The following is a 14,985-nucleotide window of genomic DNA, read 5'->3' as shown; positions in this document are numbered from 1 at the left end:
GGGCGTCGTGCTCTGCGCGGTCCTGGCGTGCCAGGGGCACCGCGCCACTCGGACGAAGGAGGACGACATGGGGCACCCCCTGCTGGAAGAGCGCCTGGGTTATCCCACCGGAACGGATGCGGACTCCGCTGAGCGAGCGGCGCGCCAGGAGGACTCCGAGAGAATCTACGAGCAGGCCGTCGCCGCCTACGAGGCGGGCGATTACGCCAGCGCGGCCCGGGACTTCCTGCGCGCCTCGGAGCCGCTGCTCCAGGAGGCGGGAGCGCCGGCCTGGGACGTCATGGCCCACAACCGGCGCGTCTGTTACGCGAATGCCTGGAGCGCCTGGCGTCTGGCTCGAGAGGTGGAGCAGGGCCGCGTGGCGCTGGGGGCCGCGCGGGACAGGGACCCTGTCAATGCTTCACACATCCAGTCGCTGCTCGACGCGCCCGTGGAGTAGGCGCGGTGGATGCACTGGCCGCGCTGGGGCGCGCGAACACGTTGACGCCTTGTTCGCGCGCCCGAACCTTCGCTACTGGACCTGAACCTGGATGACCTGCTCGGCCGTGTTACCAGCGGCGTCCGTGGCGCGGATGAGCACCAGGTGCGAGCCGGGGCCAGAGAACGTCACGGGCGTGGTCGCCAGGTTCGTCCCCGCGCCGACGTCAGTGCCGCTGACCCAGTTGGCCGTCACGTGGACGGGCGTGAGGTCCGTCACCTCGGTGACGACGTCCACCGTGAGCGGCTGCGCCTCCTCGAGGTCCGGCGCGATGAGGCGGAGCAGAGGCGCGGTGCGGTCCACCGTCACCTGCCGGCTCTCGGTGGCGATGCCGCCGTCCGTGGCGATGACGGTGAGCGTGAGGGTGTGGTGGCCTTCCGCCAGGCTCAGCCACTCGACGACGTGGCCGCCGCCCGCGTCCGGCGTGAGGCGCACGGGGGCGCCCCCGTCGATGGAGAGCAGCACCACGCTGATGGGCGCGCCGCCAGGGCTGGCGGTGGCCCAGCCGCACGCCTTCACCTGCGCGGCGGACGTGTAGCGCGGCACGTCGCACATGATGAGGTTGGGAGGCGTGCCCTCGGAGTCGACGACGTGGATGGCCGTGGTGCAGGAGGCGCTGTTGCCCGCCGCGTCGGTGGCCGTGTACGTCACCGCCGTCGTTCCACGCGGATAGGTGCCAGCGGCCGGACCGCTGACCTGCGCGCCACAGGCGTCGGAGACGGTGGCCGCCGCGGGCGTGACGAAGGCACCGTCAGGCCCGGTGGTCTCGACGATGCGCTCGGGCGGGCAGACGATGACCGGCGGGGTGACGTCCACCACGGTGACGGTGGCCGTGCACGTGTCGCTGGCCTGTCCGTCCGACACCGTCAGCGTGACGGAGTGCGTGCCCGGGCCGAAGGGCCCCGTGGGCGCCTGTGACACGGAGAAGGGGCCGGGCTGCTCGTCCGGGTCGTAGCTGCCGTTGTCCACGCTCGCGGCCGCGTTGCAGGTGGTGGGGCTGGCGTTGACGGCCACGTCGCGGCAGACGGCCACGGGAGGCTCGTTGGTGGAGCAGGCGAGGCTGACGGGCGCGCTGCCCGCGTTGTTGGTCTCGATGCACTCCGTCTCGCGACCGACGCCGGTGCCGTCATCGTCCGCCTTGGCAAAGACAACCGTGGTGCCACCCGGCGCCGAGGCGAGCGCCAGACTCACCACCGCGCTGCTCCCCGCGCTCAGCACCGTGGGGAGGATGCCCACGCCCAGCAGCGTGCCGCCGGAGGTGGGGTTGCCCTGGTAGAAGGCCACGCGCAGGCCCGCCGAGGTGGCCGCGTCACCCTGGTTGTTGACGCGGGCGTGCAGGCTCAGCGTGCCCGTGGTCCTATCGCACGACGAGGTGACCTCCGTCACCGTCACGTCGGCGGCGGCGTAGGGGCTGGTGGTGCCATTGCCCTGGCTGTTGGCGCGGAACGTGTTGAGTCCCGGCGTGCGCCAGTTCTCGACGGGGTGCGCGGGGATGGTACCGTTGTCGTTGACGTTCGTGACGGAGTACGCGTGCTGGTTCCAGATGCGACGCGTGTTCACCCAGCCGTCCTTGCGGTCACGGAACACGCGAATGCCGGTGGGGCCGGCCCTGCTGTAGTTGTTCGACGCGACGACGATTTCGGCGTTGTCGTCCGCGTCCACGTCGACGATGAGCGGGTTCTCGTAGGTCGTCCCGGAAGCATGGGCCACATCGAAGCGCACCGCGCCCGTGGCACCGTCGTAGATGCGCAGGCGGACCTCGTCGGCGTAGACGACCTCGGCGCGACCGTCGCCCTCGAAGTCGAAGGTGGACGAGCCCGTCACGTTCGAGCTCTGGTCCTGGGTGGAGCTGTGCCACTTCCACGTGCCATCGGTCTCGAAGACGACATAGCTGCGTGCACCCGCCACCCCCACTTCCGGCGAGCCGTCCGCGTCGAAGTCCGCGATGTTGGGCGCGCCGCCGTTGCCGCCACCGGGAATCACCCAGCTCCAGCGCAAGGTGCAGTCGTCATCCATCAGGGAGACGATGCTGCCGCTGACCACGACGACTTCTCCGTTCGAGTCCGCATCGAAGTTGGCCACACCCGCCAGGCCGTTGCCGATGCTCGTGTTCCGGCACTTGAGCGTGCCGTCATGGCGGTAGATGGACCGGCCGTTGACCACCTCCTGCAGGCCGTCACCATCGATGTCCGCGGCGAAGGAGATGGGGCCCTGGGGGCCACCAATGGAATCCGTGCCCGTCCACTTCAACACGCCGGTGTTGCTGAAGACGTATTGGCCGTTGAGGATCTCCACCGTGCCGTCGCCGTCCAGGTCCGCGAACGACGGGCCGCCCCAGTTGTTCTGGGAGGTTGTCGTCCGGAACTTGAACGCGCCCGTGTTCTCGAAACAGAGCAGGCCCGTGCCGCTCTCCGGAATGGCACACAGCTCCACCAGTCCGTCACCGTCGATGTCCGCGCCCGCGATGCTCGCCGCGGCACGCACGCGCAGGGCCGGGTCCGTCACCGTCCACAGCTCGCTGCCGTCCGCGCCGCTGAGCGCTCGCAACACGCCGTTGGTGGTGTAGTTGCTGCCGACGAAGCTGCTGAAGACGACGTCCGGGACACCGTCGCCGTTCACCTCCACGACGATGGGCGACATCATGACTTGGACGTGGGTCGGCATGACGGTGCTCGAACTCCACGCCCACTCCAGCTCCGGCTCGAAGTTCGGGTCGAAGGGCGGCTGGACCTGGCACTCGCCGTTCGCCGCCGAGGCGACCTCACCCAGGGACTCGGCTTCCGGGGCGATGGGGAGCGCGGTCTCTCCGCAGGCTGACAGCGCCAGCAGTCCCGCGACAGACAGCCGCGCGCTCCAAGTCCTCTTCCCGTGGGGTGTTCTTGTCAAATGCATATTCCGTGTCCTGGGTTTGGGTTTTTCTGCGATTTCCGTCTATAGGAGACTGTCGGAAAATGCTGCAAGTGAGTCGGAATTGAACTCGGAGGAGGGACTCCGACGAATGCCTGCCATTGGCCCAGGTTGATGAATGTCACGATGACGCGTCGGAAAGCGTGGCTGGCTGGAATGTGAGCCCTGCTGGTGGCGAGTGGTGTGGACGCTGAGTTCGGTGGCACCTTCGTTGGCAATCTGCCAATAATGCATCCCCATGGGTCTTCCGGTGCGTGCGGCGCTGGTACAAGCGGTGGGCGGTCCCTTCGTGCTCGACGAGGTCGAACTGGACGGCCCTGGAGCGGGTGAGCTGCGGGTTCGCGTGACAGCCAGTGGCATCTGTCACACGGACCTCACCTACCGGGCGGGTGCGGGGCGGTTCCCCTTCCCCGCGGTGCTCGGCCACGAGGGCGCGGGGGTGGTGGAGGCGGTGGGGAGGGCGTGACGGGCTTCGAGCCCGGGGACGCGGTGGTGCTCAGCTATTACTCCTGCCGAGCCTGTGGCACGTGTGAGCGGGGGCATCCCGCCTACTGTGAGCGCGGGTACGCGGGGAACTTCTCCGGTGCGCGACCGGATGGCTCCTTCCCCATGCGGTGGCGTGGGGCTCCCATCCGCTCGGGCTTCTTCCACCAGTCCTCGTTCGCCACCCACGTGCTGGCGCACCAGCACAACGCGGTGAAGGTGGACCGGAAGGCGCCGCTCGAACTGCTCGCTCCGCTGGGCTGTGGGTTCCAGACAGGCGCCGGGGCGGTGCTGGAAGCGTTCAAGCTCCAATCGGGGCAGCAGCTCGCCGTCTTCGGTGTGGGTGCGGTGGGGCTCGCGGCGGTCATGGCGGCGCGTGTCGCTGGCGCGGCGAGCATCCTCGCGGTGGATCTGGACGCCGGCCGGCTGGAGCTGGCGCGCGAGCTGGGCGCCACCGACACGTACCTGGCGACGGAGCCCGAGCTGACGAAGACGATGCTCAAGCGCACCCGGGGCGGGGTGGACTTCGCGTTGGAGTGTGTCGGCATCCCGCAGGTGCTGCGTCAGGCGTTCGAGGTGACGCGCCCCTTGGGCACGTGTGGCCTCCTGGGCCTTCCCAGCCCCGAGGCGTCGGAAGTGACGCTCTCGATGACGCGGCTGCTCTTCGGCAAGCGGCTGGTGGGCATCATCGAGGGGGATGCGGACCCGAAGAACTTCATCCCCAGGATGGTGGCGTTGCACGCGGAGGGGCGGTTCCCGCTGGAGAAGCTGAGCCGCTCCTACGACTTCGAGGCCATCAACGACGCGGTTCACGACATGGAAGCGCGCACGGTCATCAAGCCCGTGCTGCGCATGCACGGAGGAAGCACGCGATGACCTTCGACGAAGCGGTGAGCGCGGGGCGGCTGGAACCTCAGGCGGCGCTCGAGTTGTTCGACAGCCTGCCCGCGGTGGAGCTGGAGTTCATGCGCGGCACCTGGAAGGGCAGTGAGCTCCTGACGGGGCACCCGATGGATGGAATGCTCGGCGCGACGGGGTGGTACGGCAAGCGGTTCATCGACGACGAGAGCGTGCACCCGCTGCTGTTCTACACGGAGGACCGCGCGTCGGTGTTCCCGGTCGACCCGAGGAAGTGGCCGTCGCCGACGATTCGCGGACTCGTGGGACCGCACCGGGCGGATGTGGAGACCGGGAAGTTCAAGGCGCGCCTGCGCCTGACGGTGTACCGGGACAAGGTCAGCGCGACGATGATCTACGACGACTGGCCCACGAATGACGTGTTCAGGAAGGTGGACGCGAACACGCTGCTGGGATTGATGGACGCCCGGGGGATGGCCGCGCCGTACTTCTTCGTGCTGCGGCGGGACGACACGTAGGGCGCCCCGGCCCCCATCGGGAAGAGGGCCGGGACGCGGGAGTGCCTGTCACCAGGCTCGCTGGCTCAATTGCAGACAGTGGCCTGGAAGTTGTGGTCGTAGAAGTACGCCCAGGACCGGCGCGCGTAGCCCGCCGGGTCGGCGTCGTTCACGCCCGGCGTGAAGGTCTGCCACGAGCCGTTGAACCACTGGATGGAATACTGGACCACGTCGCAGCCGTACGCGCCCGAGCACTGCGCTGGGAAGTAGGCGCGCAAGAGCCCGTTGTCGGTCAGCACCGACGTGTCATCCCCACTCCCGGTGACGTTGTCCAGCCCGGCCACCCACCGGTTCTCGTACGTGGGTCCGGACGCCCACGACCAGCACGCGGCGGAGGCCGTGCCGCTGACCAGAAGTCCCATCGCGACGCCCAGCCTCACAACGCTCGTCTTGATGCTCATGGACCTGCTCCTTGGGTTCCATCGGGTTTGTCAGCCGCGCGGAAACACCAAGGCCGAGGAGAGGGACTCGGGCACGGATTTGGTGTTTTCTGTGCTAATCTCGATTTACTATTTAAGTCCGTAGACGCAAGCGATTGCGGATTTGGGATTGGTGGGTGGTTGACTTTGTCGTGGGCTGCGAGGAATTGCGTAAGGGTTAACCCGGGGGCCGACTAGGGCACCTTTGCGGCCGCGAGGACGAAGCGCGCGTAGCCCAGCTCCGCCGCGTTCTTCATCAATTCGAGCGAGGCCCAGCCGACGATGTCGCCGAAGGGCTTGCCCTGAAGGGGCCAGCGCGTTCGCTCCGTGGAGCGCAGGTCCTCGTCGCCGAGCCGCTCGATGTGTCCCCGCCATTCGCCGTGCAGCCGCGAAATCCAGGCGCGGACTTCGTCGGCGGTGCCGGGCCAGGACACGGCCTCTCGCGTCAGCGTCGCATCGCCGAACGAGTGGTTGAGCACCATGGACCACCAGAAGCCCAGGTGCCACGTCAGCCAGGCCACGCTCGCGGGCCCCAGGTCATAGCCCTCGTGCTCGGGCCACTCCGCGCGCCACAGTCCGTCCTCGCCCTGCTGGACGTGGAGGCCCACGCGGCCCGGGCGGCGCAGGCACTCCTCCGTGGTCAATCCCTCGAGATGGTAACAGGTGAGCGCCCACGCGATGTCGAGCTGCCCGAGGAGTGTGTCTCTGACGGGATGGGTCATGGGCCGCAAGCTAGGAGGCTTCCTCGGGTGACGTCCATGGCGCAGGCGCGGCCTGCGGCGCAGGGCTCCTCCTGAGGTTAGACTGCCCCCAATGAACGCCAGTCCGCCCAGCCGCTCGGCCGCCATCGTCGTGGCGGAGCTGGGGCCCACGAACACGGGGAAGACGCACCGGGCCATCGAGCGCATGCTCGAACACGACTCGGGGATGATGGGGCTGCCCCTGCGCCTGCTCGCCCGTGAGGTCTACGACCGGGTGACCGCCCGTGTGGGCGAGGGGCGGGTGGCCTTGATGACAGGCGAGGAGAAGCGGCTCCCCCCGCGCCCCGACTATTGGATCTGCACCGTCGAGGCGATGCCGCTGGACCGCAAGGTCGACTTCCTCGCCGTGGATGAAATCCAGCTCGCCGCCCACCGCGAGCGCGGCCATGTCTTCACCGACCGCCTGCTGCACGCGCGGGGACGCAAGGAGACCTGGTTCCTCGGCGCGGACACGATGCGGCCGATGCTCCAGTCGCTCATCCCCCACGCCTCGGTGAAGCGCGCCACCCGCCTGTCGCAGCTCCGGTATGCCGGGCGGCGCTCCCTGAAGAGCCTGCCGCCACGCTCGGCCGTCGTCGCCTTCTCCGCGGACCGCGTGTACGAACTGGCCGAGTCGCTCCGCAGGCTGCGTGGCGGCGTGGCCGTGGTGCTGGGCGCGCTCTCGCCCCGGACCCGCAATGCCCAGGTGGCGATGTATCAATCCGGAGAGGTGCAGTACCTGGTGGCCACGGATGCCATTGGCATGGGGTTGAACCTGGACCTCAACCACGTGGCCTTCGCCGCGCTGTCCAAATACGACGGCGCCGAGCAGCGAGACCTCTTCGCGGATGAGCTGGCTCAAATCGCCGGCCGCGCGGGTCGTCACCTGAATGACGGCAGCTTCGGCATGCTGAACACGCTGGCGGAACTGTCCCCCCGGGTGGTCACCGCCATCGAGTCCCACCAGTTCCCCGCCGTGCGCAGCCTCATCTGGCGCAACGCCGAGCTGGATTTCGAAAGCCCCGAGGCCCTGCTCGACTCGCTGTGCCGGGCGCCCCGCCACAATGCCTTCGTCCGGGTGGAACGCGCGGATGACTTCGATGCGCTCAAGGACCTCTCCCAGATTCCCGCCGTCCGAGACCTGGTGACGGACCGCGCGACAGTCGAGCTGCTGTGGCAGGTCTGCCAGATTCCCGACTTCCGCAAGGGTTTGTTCGGCCAGCACGTCGGGCTGCTGCGGGAGACCTTCCTCCAGCTCTCCGCGGGGGATGGGACGTTGGACTCGACGTGGCTCGGCAAGCAGGTGTCGCCGCTCGACGACGTGTCGGGAGACCTCCACACGCTGATGGACCGGCTGGCCGCCATCCGCATCTGGACGTACATCAGTCAGCGCTCGTCCTGGCTGCATGACGCCGAGCAGTGGCAGGAGCGCACGCGCCACATCGAGGATGCGCTGGGGGACGCGCTGCATGAGCGCCTCGTCGAGCGCTTCGTGCAGCGAGCCGCGCGCAGGAGCGCCCGTCGCTTCGTGCGGGCCACGACGACGCCCGCCGCGAGCGGCTCCGACAGCCCCTTCGCCAAGCTGGGGCTGCTGCTGGGCGAGGTGTCGGGCGCGGACTGTGGGGCGATGACGGAGGAGCAGTTCGTCCAGCGCGTCGTCGACGCCACGCACGAGACGTTCGAGGTGGATGCGCTGGGCAGCATCTCCTTCGAGGGGCAGCCCCTGGCGCGGCTGGTGCGTGGCACGGACCGTCGCTCGCCGCAGCTCGCGCTCGCGGAGCCGGAGGTCTGGACGGGCGGCGCGCGACGGCGGCTCGAGCGACGGCTGCAAGCGCTGGCGAGAGATCTGGTCACCGAGGCGATGGGCGGCTTTCCCGCCGAGTCCCTCACCGGCGCGGGGCGCTCTCCCGTGACGCGGGGCCTCTCCTACCGCCTGGCGGAGGGGGTGGGGGTGATTACCCTGGCCGAGGCCTGGGAGCAGTGGGGCCTGATGGATGAGGAGTCGAAGGAGCGCCTGAGGTCGCTGGGGGTCCGCGAGGGCCGCCGCTACTTCTACGTGGTCGACGCACTCGCCCCACCGGCGATGGAGCGCCGCAGCATGCTGACGGCGCTGTTCCTCCAGAAGCCCGTGCCCAAGGGCGTGCCGCGAGACGTCACGCTGGAGTCCTCCGCGTTCGGCCCTCGGGAGGCGCGAGCCTTCGGGTACGAGGTGCTGGGCTCCGTGGCGTTGCGAATCGATGTCGTCGAGCGGCTCTCCGAAGCGCTGCGTCATCCTCATGGCGCGCAGCAGGCGCAGGCGCTCTTCCAGGAGCTGCGACTGGACGCGGGCGCGCGTGCCGCGGTCCTCCGGGAATTGGGGGGCGCAGCGGGCCCAGGCGCCGCGCAGAAGCGACGTCGTCGGCGACGGCGAGGCAACAAGCCCTCCGCCCACGGACAGCCCGCCCATGCGGGTTCGCATCCCGCGCCCCGAGGCAGTGGCGCCGGGGCGCGAGGAGCCCAGGGCGGACCCAAGCCGGAGTGAGGGTGGCCTGGAACTTGTACAGGGCCTTCCACGGTCTGGGCCGGGTCTCGTGGAAGGATTTGAAATGAAGGCGTTATTCGCAGGGGGGCTGCTGGTGGCCGGAAGTGCATGGGCGCAGGAGGCACCGCGTCCCCCGGACCTGGAGCTGGGCGTGAGCGTGGGCGCGGCGTTCAGCGGCGAGGACCTCGAGGGGGAGACTCATGGCGGCGTGGGCGTTCGGCTGCACCTGCTCAAGCACCTGGGTCGCTACCTCTCCGTGGGGCCGGAGGCCGCCATCTACGCGAAAGCGGGCTCCCGGATGGTGGTCACGCTCGATGGCGGGCAGCACTTGTACAACCTGATGAACAAGCCCCTGGTCCAGGTCGGTGGGCTGGCGCGCTGGGGCGTCGACCTTGGCGGCGTCCAGCCCGCGGCCCTCTTCGGCGTGAGCTACAACCACGGCTCCGTCGTCAACCTGGGCTACTCCCTGGGCGCGGAGCTGGAGGTGCGCCCCGCGGACTGGCTGCGCCTGTCCCTCGACGCGCGGCTCCACCGGAACCTCTACAACTACACCTACGAAACGGACGAACAGCAGCAGTACTTCACGCTGGGCGTCGGCTGGCGCATGGTCTGGTAGTGCCTCGCGCAGGCCCATCGCTCCCGAGGGCCTCGGGGGCGATGAAAATCGTGGGACTCCTGACACTCCTGTCGTGAATCCCTCACAGGGGTGTCAGTGCGAGTGAGGCCCGGTTCCGTCGGTGGCGGAGGTTCAGCGAAGCGCCGGGAGGACCTTCGCGGCGAAGGCGTCGATGAATGGCTCCTGCCAGCGATTGACGTTGTGCAGGTAGAGGTGGCTGAACCCCAGCTCCACGTCCTGGGCCAGCCAGTCCACGTGCCGCTGGAGGCTCGCGGACACGCGCACGTGGCCCTCCAAATCCTTGGGCTGCACCGTGCGCGCAAGCTCCTCGAACTGGGAGGGGCGGCGCAGGTCCGTGAGCACGGAGCTGGCGAAGATGTTCGGCGCCCACTGCTCCATCGCGCCCTGGAGCGCGGCCTGCTCGTCCTGGGCCCAGGAGAGCTGCACCTTGAGGAACATCGGCTTGCCTTCACCACCGCCGCGACGGAAGGCCTCCACCGTCTTCCGCAGCTCGTCGGGAGGCTTGCTCACGGTGATGAGGCCATCCGCCCAGCTGCCCACCCACTCCGCCGTGTGGGGAGTGATGGCCGCGCCCACCAGCAGGGGAGGCCGGGCCGGCCGTGAGTAGAGCTTCGCCTCCTCCACCCGGACGAGCCCCCGGTGCGTCACCGTCTCCCCCCGGAAGAGGGCCCGCATCACGTCCACGCACTCCCGCAGCCGCGCGTTGCGCAGGTCCTTGGGCGGCCAGGGCTCTCCTGTCACGCCTTCGTTGACCAGCTGCCCGCTGCCCAGCGCCGCCCAGGCACGTCCTGGAAACATCTCCGCGAGCGTCCCCAGCGCCTGCGCGATGATGGCGGGGTGGTAGCGCTGCCCCGGTGCGTTCACCACGCCCAGGCTGGTCAGCTTCGTGGTGGCCAGGGCCGCGCCCATCCAGCTCCAGGCGAAGCCGCTGTGTCCCTGGGCCTCGCTCCAGGGGTGGAAGTGGTCGGAGTTGAGCGCCGCCGTGAAGCCCGCGGCGTTCGCGCGCTGTACCAGTCGGAGCAGCTCGCTGGGAGGAAACTGCTCGTGGGAGGCGTGGTAGCCGAGCGTGAGCATGCGCGCGCACGTTGGTGTCGCCTTCTCACCCGCGCGAGTCTGGCTGATGGCCGAGTGTGAGGTGTCGCACGCATGAGGGCCGTCGCGGTGTCGCCTTTCGCGCGTCGTCACCACCCTGCATCCAGGGAGACGGATGATTCAGGACCTCTGGTACAAGAACGCGGTCATCTACTGCCTGGACGTCGAGACGTTCATGGACGGCAACGGCGATGGCGTGGGCGACTTCGTCGGCCTCCAGCGTCGGCTGGACTATCTGGCGGGCCTGGGCGTCACCTGCCTGTGGTTGACGCCCTTCCATCCTTCGCCCAACCGCGACAACGGCTACGACATCACCGACCACTATGGCGTGGACCCCCGGCTGGGGACTCCGGGTGACTTCGTGGAGTTCACCCACCAGGCGAAGCAGCGCGGCATGCGCGTCATCATCGACCTGGTCGTCAACCACACGAGCGACAGGCATCCGTGGTTCCTGGACGCGTGCAAGGGCCGCGACAGCCGCTTCCATGACTTCTACGTCTGGTCCGACAAGAAGCCGCGCGACGCGCACGAGGGCATGGTCTTCCCGGGCTCGCAGCACACCACGTGGACGCACGTCCCCTCGGTGAAGCGCTGGTACTTCCACCGCTTCTTCCCCTTCCAGCCCGAGCTGAACATCGCCAATCCCGCCGTGCGCGAGGAGCTGCTCAAGGTGATGGGCTACTGGCTGGAGCTGGGCGTGTCCGGCTTCCGGGTGGACGCGGTGCCCTTCCTCGTGGAGCTGAAGGGGATGAAGAACCACGGCATCAAGGACCCCTACGCGCTGCTCAGCCGGATGCGGGAGTTCCTCTCGTGGCGCAGCGGGGATGCCATCCTGCTGGCGGAAGCCAACGTCACCATGGACGAGGTGATGAACTTCTACGGCAAGGAGGGAGACCGGATGCAGATGGTCTTCAACTTCGCCGCCAACCAGAACTTCTTCCTCTCGCTGGTGACGGAGGACGCGACGCCGCTGACGGAGGCGCTGCGCTCCGCGCCCCGGCTGCCCCACCTGGCGCAGTGGGCGAACTTCCTGCGCAACCACGACGAGCTGGACTTGGGACGGCTGCCCGCGGCGGCGCGAAAGCGCGTGTTCGCGGAGCTGGGCCCGGAGCCGAGGATGCAGCTCTATGGCCGGGGGCTGCGCAGGCGGCTGGCGCCCATGCTCGCGGGGGACCGACGCCGGCTGGAGCTGTCCTTCAGCCTGATGCTCTCGCTGCCCGGCACGCCGGTGCTCTGGTACGGGGACGAGCTGGGAATGGGGGAGGACCTGTCCCTGCATGAGCGGCAGAGCGTGCGCACGCCCATGCAGTGGTCCGACGAGCCTCACGGAGGTTTCACCCGGGCGCCCGAGCCCTTCCGGCCCGTGGTGTCCAAGGCGCCCTTCGGCTTTCCCCAGGTCAATGTCGAGCACCAGCGCAGGGACCCCGCTTCACTGCTCAACTGGATGGAGCGCATGGTGCGCATGCGCAAGGAGTGCCCGGAGCTGGGCTGGGGCGAGTGGAAGCTCCTGCGCGTGAAGCAACAGAACGTCCTCGCGCTGCGCTACGACTGGAAGGACGAGACGCTGGTGGTGCTGCACAACCTGTCCGGCAAGGCTTGTGAGGTGGGTTTCTCTCCCGGCGGACCTCCGGCCAGGCTGGTGCATCTGTTGTCGGAGGCGCACTCCATGCCGGGCAAGGCGGGACGGCACCGGGTGACGCTGGAGGGGTACGGCTACCGGTGGTTCCGCATGGAGCCGCTCGCCACGGGGTGAGCACGCATACCGGCCTGGGGCCTCCAACAAATGTCAGGGGAGGGGCGACGCAGGAGGATGATGCGGCGGCGCTGGGCGTAGGATGTGAGGCATGCACCCTCCACGATGGCTCCTCCTGGCCGCCCTGGTATTCGCTTGCGTCGCCTCCGCGGCCAGCCCCGCTCCCACCTACCAGACCCAGACCCTGGAGGGCTGGACGGTTCGCATCGATGACCGCCTGCTGGCAGCGGCGAACAAGCCCCTGACGGACAAGGCCCTGGTGCTCCTGGCGGCGCAGCTCAAGGAGGTCGTCCGGATTGTCCCCGCGGGCCCCGTGGCCCAGCTCCGCAAGGTGACGCTGTGGCTGTCGCCGCCCTATCCCGGCGAGCCGCCGGTGGCTCGGTACCATGCTGGCGATGTCTTGCTGCGCCAGAGTGGTCGCAACCTGGCGATGCTGAAGAGCATCGAGTTCTCGAACGTCCTCATCTTCGAGAAGGAAACCAGGCGGATGCCCATCTTCGTGCTCCACGAGCTCAGCCATGCCTATTACGACCATGTGCTCGGCGAGCACGCCGGCATCATGGCAGCCTATGCGCGCGCGATTGAAAACAAGAGCTACGACTGCGTGGAGCGCTGGCGTGGGCCCGAAGTGCCCGCCACGTTCGAGCGTGCCTATGCGATGAATGACGATTGGGAGTTCTTCGCGGAGACCTCGGAGGCGCTCTTCGGCCGCAACGACTTCTATCCCTTCACACGTGAAGACCTGGCCAGGCATGACCCGGGCATGCTCGCGCTGCTCCAGCAGGTGTGGCAGCTGCCCACGACCACGACACCCACCCCGCCCACGACATCCACTCCGTCGCCGGTGTCCGCCCCCTTCGATGCCCGCTGCTACTACCGGTTGACGACCCTGTGGCAGGGCGATGGGATGTCGCTGGACATTCTCGGGGACGACAAGGCCAACAACATCCCCATCCTCGCCAGGACGGGCCGGTACACGGGGCAACTGTGGAAGCTGACGCCGGAGGCCAACGGCTTCTACCGACTGACGACCCAGTGGCGAGGGACCAGCCTGTCCCTGGCCAACACCGCCGGCAATCGCCCCCTCCTCGTCAAGTCGGCGGCTGTTCCGGAGCAGCGATGGAAGCTGATTCCGGAGCCCAATGGCATCTACCGGCTGACGACCCAGGCGCAGGGCGATGCGCTGTCGCTGGACATCGTCAATGACAGCAGGGCCAACAACATCCCCATCCTCGCCAAGACAGGCTGCAACGACTCGGGGCAACTGTGGAAGGTGACCTCCGAGCGCCCTGTCGAGGATTCGCTGTGAACGAGGTGCGGCAGGAGGTTCTCGTCGGCGCCATCGAGGCGGGTGGCACCCAGGTCGTCTGTGCGGTCGGACGTGGCCCCGAGGACGTCCGGTGGGCAAGGTGCGGCGCATGCTGACAGCGGGTGGGACGAGGATTCTCGGGGGAGTCGGAGTCGCGGGCGCGGTGGGTTTCCTCCTCGTGCTGGACACGGGACGCCCCGAGCTGCGGCTCGTCACCAAGGCCTTGCCCATGCTCTGCCTGCTGTTGTGGCAGTGGCCGCCTCGGGAGCGGTATGCCCGGTGGGTGTTTGCCGGGCTGGGGTTGTCGCTCTTGGGTGACGTGCTGCTGGAGGGAGGGCCGGGGATGTTCCTTCCCGGCCTGGGCGCCTTCCTGCTGGCCCATGTGAGCTACACCGCCGCGTACCTCACCGTGACGCGCGGGCTCCAGTGGGGGAGGGCGCTGCCCTTCCTGTTGCTGGCCGTGAGCGCCAGCGTGCTGCTGTGGCCGAGCCTGGGTGCGATGGCGCTTCCAGTGACGGCCTACGTCGTCGTCATCTGCACGATGTCCTGGCGTGCGACGGCGCTCTTGGGGGCGTCTGGCCTGTCCCCCTTCGAGCAGCGGGCCGCGGTCGCTGGCGCGCTGTTGTTCGCCGCGAGTGACGGACTGCTCGCCATCAAACTCTTCGTGCGCCCCCTGCCGGGCGCCAGCTACGCCATCATGCTGTTGTACTGGGCCGCGCAGCTCAGCATCGCCCTCTCCGCGCGTGGACCGCGCACCGAAGCCGTGAGCACGGCGCACCCGCTGGTGTCGTGAAAGCGTATCGTTGGCGGGTCCCCGAAGGAGGCTCTCATGTGGCGATGGCTGTCTGTCATGGCGCTGTGTGCAGCAGGGCTGATGGCGTGCGGTACCGAAGTCGCGGGCGCGGAGGATGCGCTCGGAAGCCAGGAGCAGGGGCTCGCGTGCGAGAGCGGCACGGGCGAGTGCCCTGGGGGCACGACGTGTGCCTATTTGCCGGGCTCGACGGAAGAGGGGCTGTGCCGGCTGTCTTGCGTCAACAACACGTGTCCGTACGCCCACGATGTCTGTTGTACGCAGCCCTATGGCGCGCCGTACTGCGACAGCTCCTGCTCCTGACCGGGCCGTGATTGACGTGAGAAGGTGACGGCACCACGAAGGACTGGCATGGGGCGCGGCAGGATGCCGGCGCGGGCAACGACGTCAAGGCACTCGTGGGGCCGCTCGGGGCGAAAA

The 14,985-nt window shown here is 68.7% G+C and carries 13 protein-coding genes and 1 pseudogene; 10 read left to right on the top strand and 4 right to left on the bottom strand.

Going from position 1 to position 14,985, the window contains the following annotated elements:
- The first annotated feature begins 67 nt into the window (after positions 1-67).
- Entirely contained in the window at positions 68-439 is a 372-nt protein-coding gene (locus tag LZ199_RS26025; protein ID WP_253996463.1) for a hypothetical protein, read from the top strand.
- A gap of 72 nt (positions 440-511) precedes the next feature.
- Here the strand turns inward: LZ199_RS26025 and LZ199_RS26020 are convergent, their stop codons facing one another.
- Entirely contained in the window at positions 512-3,370 is a 2,859-nt protein-coding gene (locus LZ199_RS26020) for an FG-GAP-like repeat-containing protein (protein WP_253996462.1), read from the bottom strand.
- Between the two features lie 253 nt (positions 3,371-3,623).
- Between LZ199_RS26020 and LZ199_RS47005 the strand changes: the two are divergent.
- The 3 genes and pseudogenes from LZ199_RS47005 to LZ199_RS26005 form a co-directional block, all read left to right on the top strand.
- Positions 3,624-4,030 (top strand): annotated as a pseudogene (locus LZ199_RS47005) (alcohol dehydrogenase catalytic domain-containing protein); the annotation flags it as partial.
- Positions 4,031-4,234: 204 nt separating this feature from the next.
- Positions 4,235-4,744 (top strand): zinc-binding dehydrogenase, encoded by a 510-nt coding sequence (locus LZ199_RS47000; protein WP_407667248.1) that lies wholly within the window; start codon positions 4,235-4,237, stop codon positions 4,742-4,744.
- Positions 4,741-5,244 (top strand): DUF4334 domain-containing protein, encoded by a 504-nt coding sequence (locus tag LZ199_RS26005; RefSeq protein ID WP_253996459.1) that lies wholly within the window; start codon positions 4,741-4,743, stop codon positions 5,242-5,244. Before LZ199_RS47000 ends, LZ199_RS26005 begins: the two co-directional genes overlap by 4 nt.
- 65 nt (positions 5,245-5,309) lie before the next feature.
- On the opposite strand, the gene LZ199_RS26000 is transcribed toward LZ199_RS26005, so the two are convergent.
- Both LZ199_RS26000 and LZ199_RS25995 read right to left on the bottom strand, forming a co-directional pair.
- Positions 5,310-5,684: a hypothetical protein gene (locus LZ199_RS26000; protein ID WP_253996458.1), complete on the bottom strand. Its 375-nt coding sequence runs from the start codon at positions 5,682-5,684 to the stop codon at positions 5,310-5,312.
- Between the two features lie 212 nt (positions 5,685-5,896).
- Positions 5,897-6,424: a DinB family protein gene (locus LZ199_RS25995; RefSeq protein ID WP_253996457.1), complete on the bottom strand. Its 528-nt coding sequence runs from the start codon at positions 6,422-6,424 to the stop codon at positions 5,897-5,899.
- A gap of 91 nt (positions 6,425-6,515) precedes the next feature.
- Between LZ199_RS25995 and LZ199_RS25990 the strand changes: the two genes are divergently transcribed.
- Both LZ199_RS25990 and LZ199_RS25985 read left to right on the top strand, forming a co-directional pair.
- Positions 6,516-8,963 carry a helicase-related protein gene (locus tag LZ199_RS25990; protein ID WP_253996456.1) on the top strand — a complete coding sequence of 816 codons (2,448 nt, stop codon included), beginning with the start codon at positions 6,516-6,518 and terminating at the stop codon, positions 8,961-8,963.
- A gap of 64 nt (positions 8,964-9,027) precedes the next feature.
- Complete coding sequence (locus LZ199_RS25985; protein ID WP_253996455.1) at positions 9,028-9,579, top strand: porin family protein; 552 nt, start codon at positions 9,028-9,030, stop codon at positions 9,577-9,579.
- Between the two features lie 132 nt (positions 9,580-9,711).
- On the opposite strand, the gene LZ199_RS25980 is transcribed toward LZ199_RS25985, so the two are convergent.
- Positions 9,712-10,674, bottom strand: coding sequence for a TIGR03885 family FMN-dependent LLM class oxidoreductase (locus LZ199_RS25980; RefSeq protein ID WP_253996454.1), 963 nt, complete (start codon positions 10,672-10,674; stop codon positions 9,712-9,714).
- A 133-nt stretch (positions 10,675-10,807) separates the two neighbouring features.
- Here LZ199_RS25980 and LZ199_RS25975 point away from each other — a divergent pair, with 133 nt between their 5' ends.
- From LZ199_RS25975 to LZ199_RS25960, 4 genes are all read left to right on the top strand, one after another.
- Positions 10,808-12,445, top strand: coding sequence for an alpha-amylase family protein (locus LZ199_RS25975; RefSeq protein ID WP_253996453.1), 1,638 nt, complete (start codon positions 10,808-10,810; stop codon positions 12,443-12,445).
- Between the two features lie 91 nt (positions 12,446-12,536).
- Positions 12,537-13,754 carry an RICIN domain-containing protein gene (locus LZ199_RS25970; protein WP_253996452.1) on the top strand — a complete coding sequence of 406 codons (1,218 nt, stop codon included), beginning with the start codon at positions 12,537-12,539 and terminating at the stop codon, positions 13,752-13,754.
- Positions 13,755-13,917: 163 nt separating this feature from the next.
- Positions 13,918-14,547: a lysoplasmalogenase gene (locus LZ199_RS25965; RefSeq protein ID WP_253996451.1), complete on the top strand. Its 630-nt coding sequence runs from the start codon at positions 13,918-13,920 to the stop codon at positions 14,545-14,547.
- 36 nt (positions 14,548-14,583) lie between these two features.
- Entirely contained in the window at positions 14,584-14,868 is a 285-nt protein-coding gene (locus tag LZ199_RS25960) for a hypothetical protein (RefSeq protein WP_253996450.1), read from the top strand.
- Positions 14,869-14,985: the final 117 nt, after the last annotated feature.

This window comes from Myxococcus qinghaiensis (assembly GCF_024198215.1).
Lineage (GTDB): Bacteria > Myxococcota > Myxococcia > Myxococcales > Myxococcaceae > Myxococcus > Myxococcus qinghaiensis.
The sequence above is the reverse complement of the archived record's forward strand: the minus strand, read 5'-3'. Positions and strand labels throughout refer to the sequence as shown.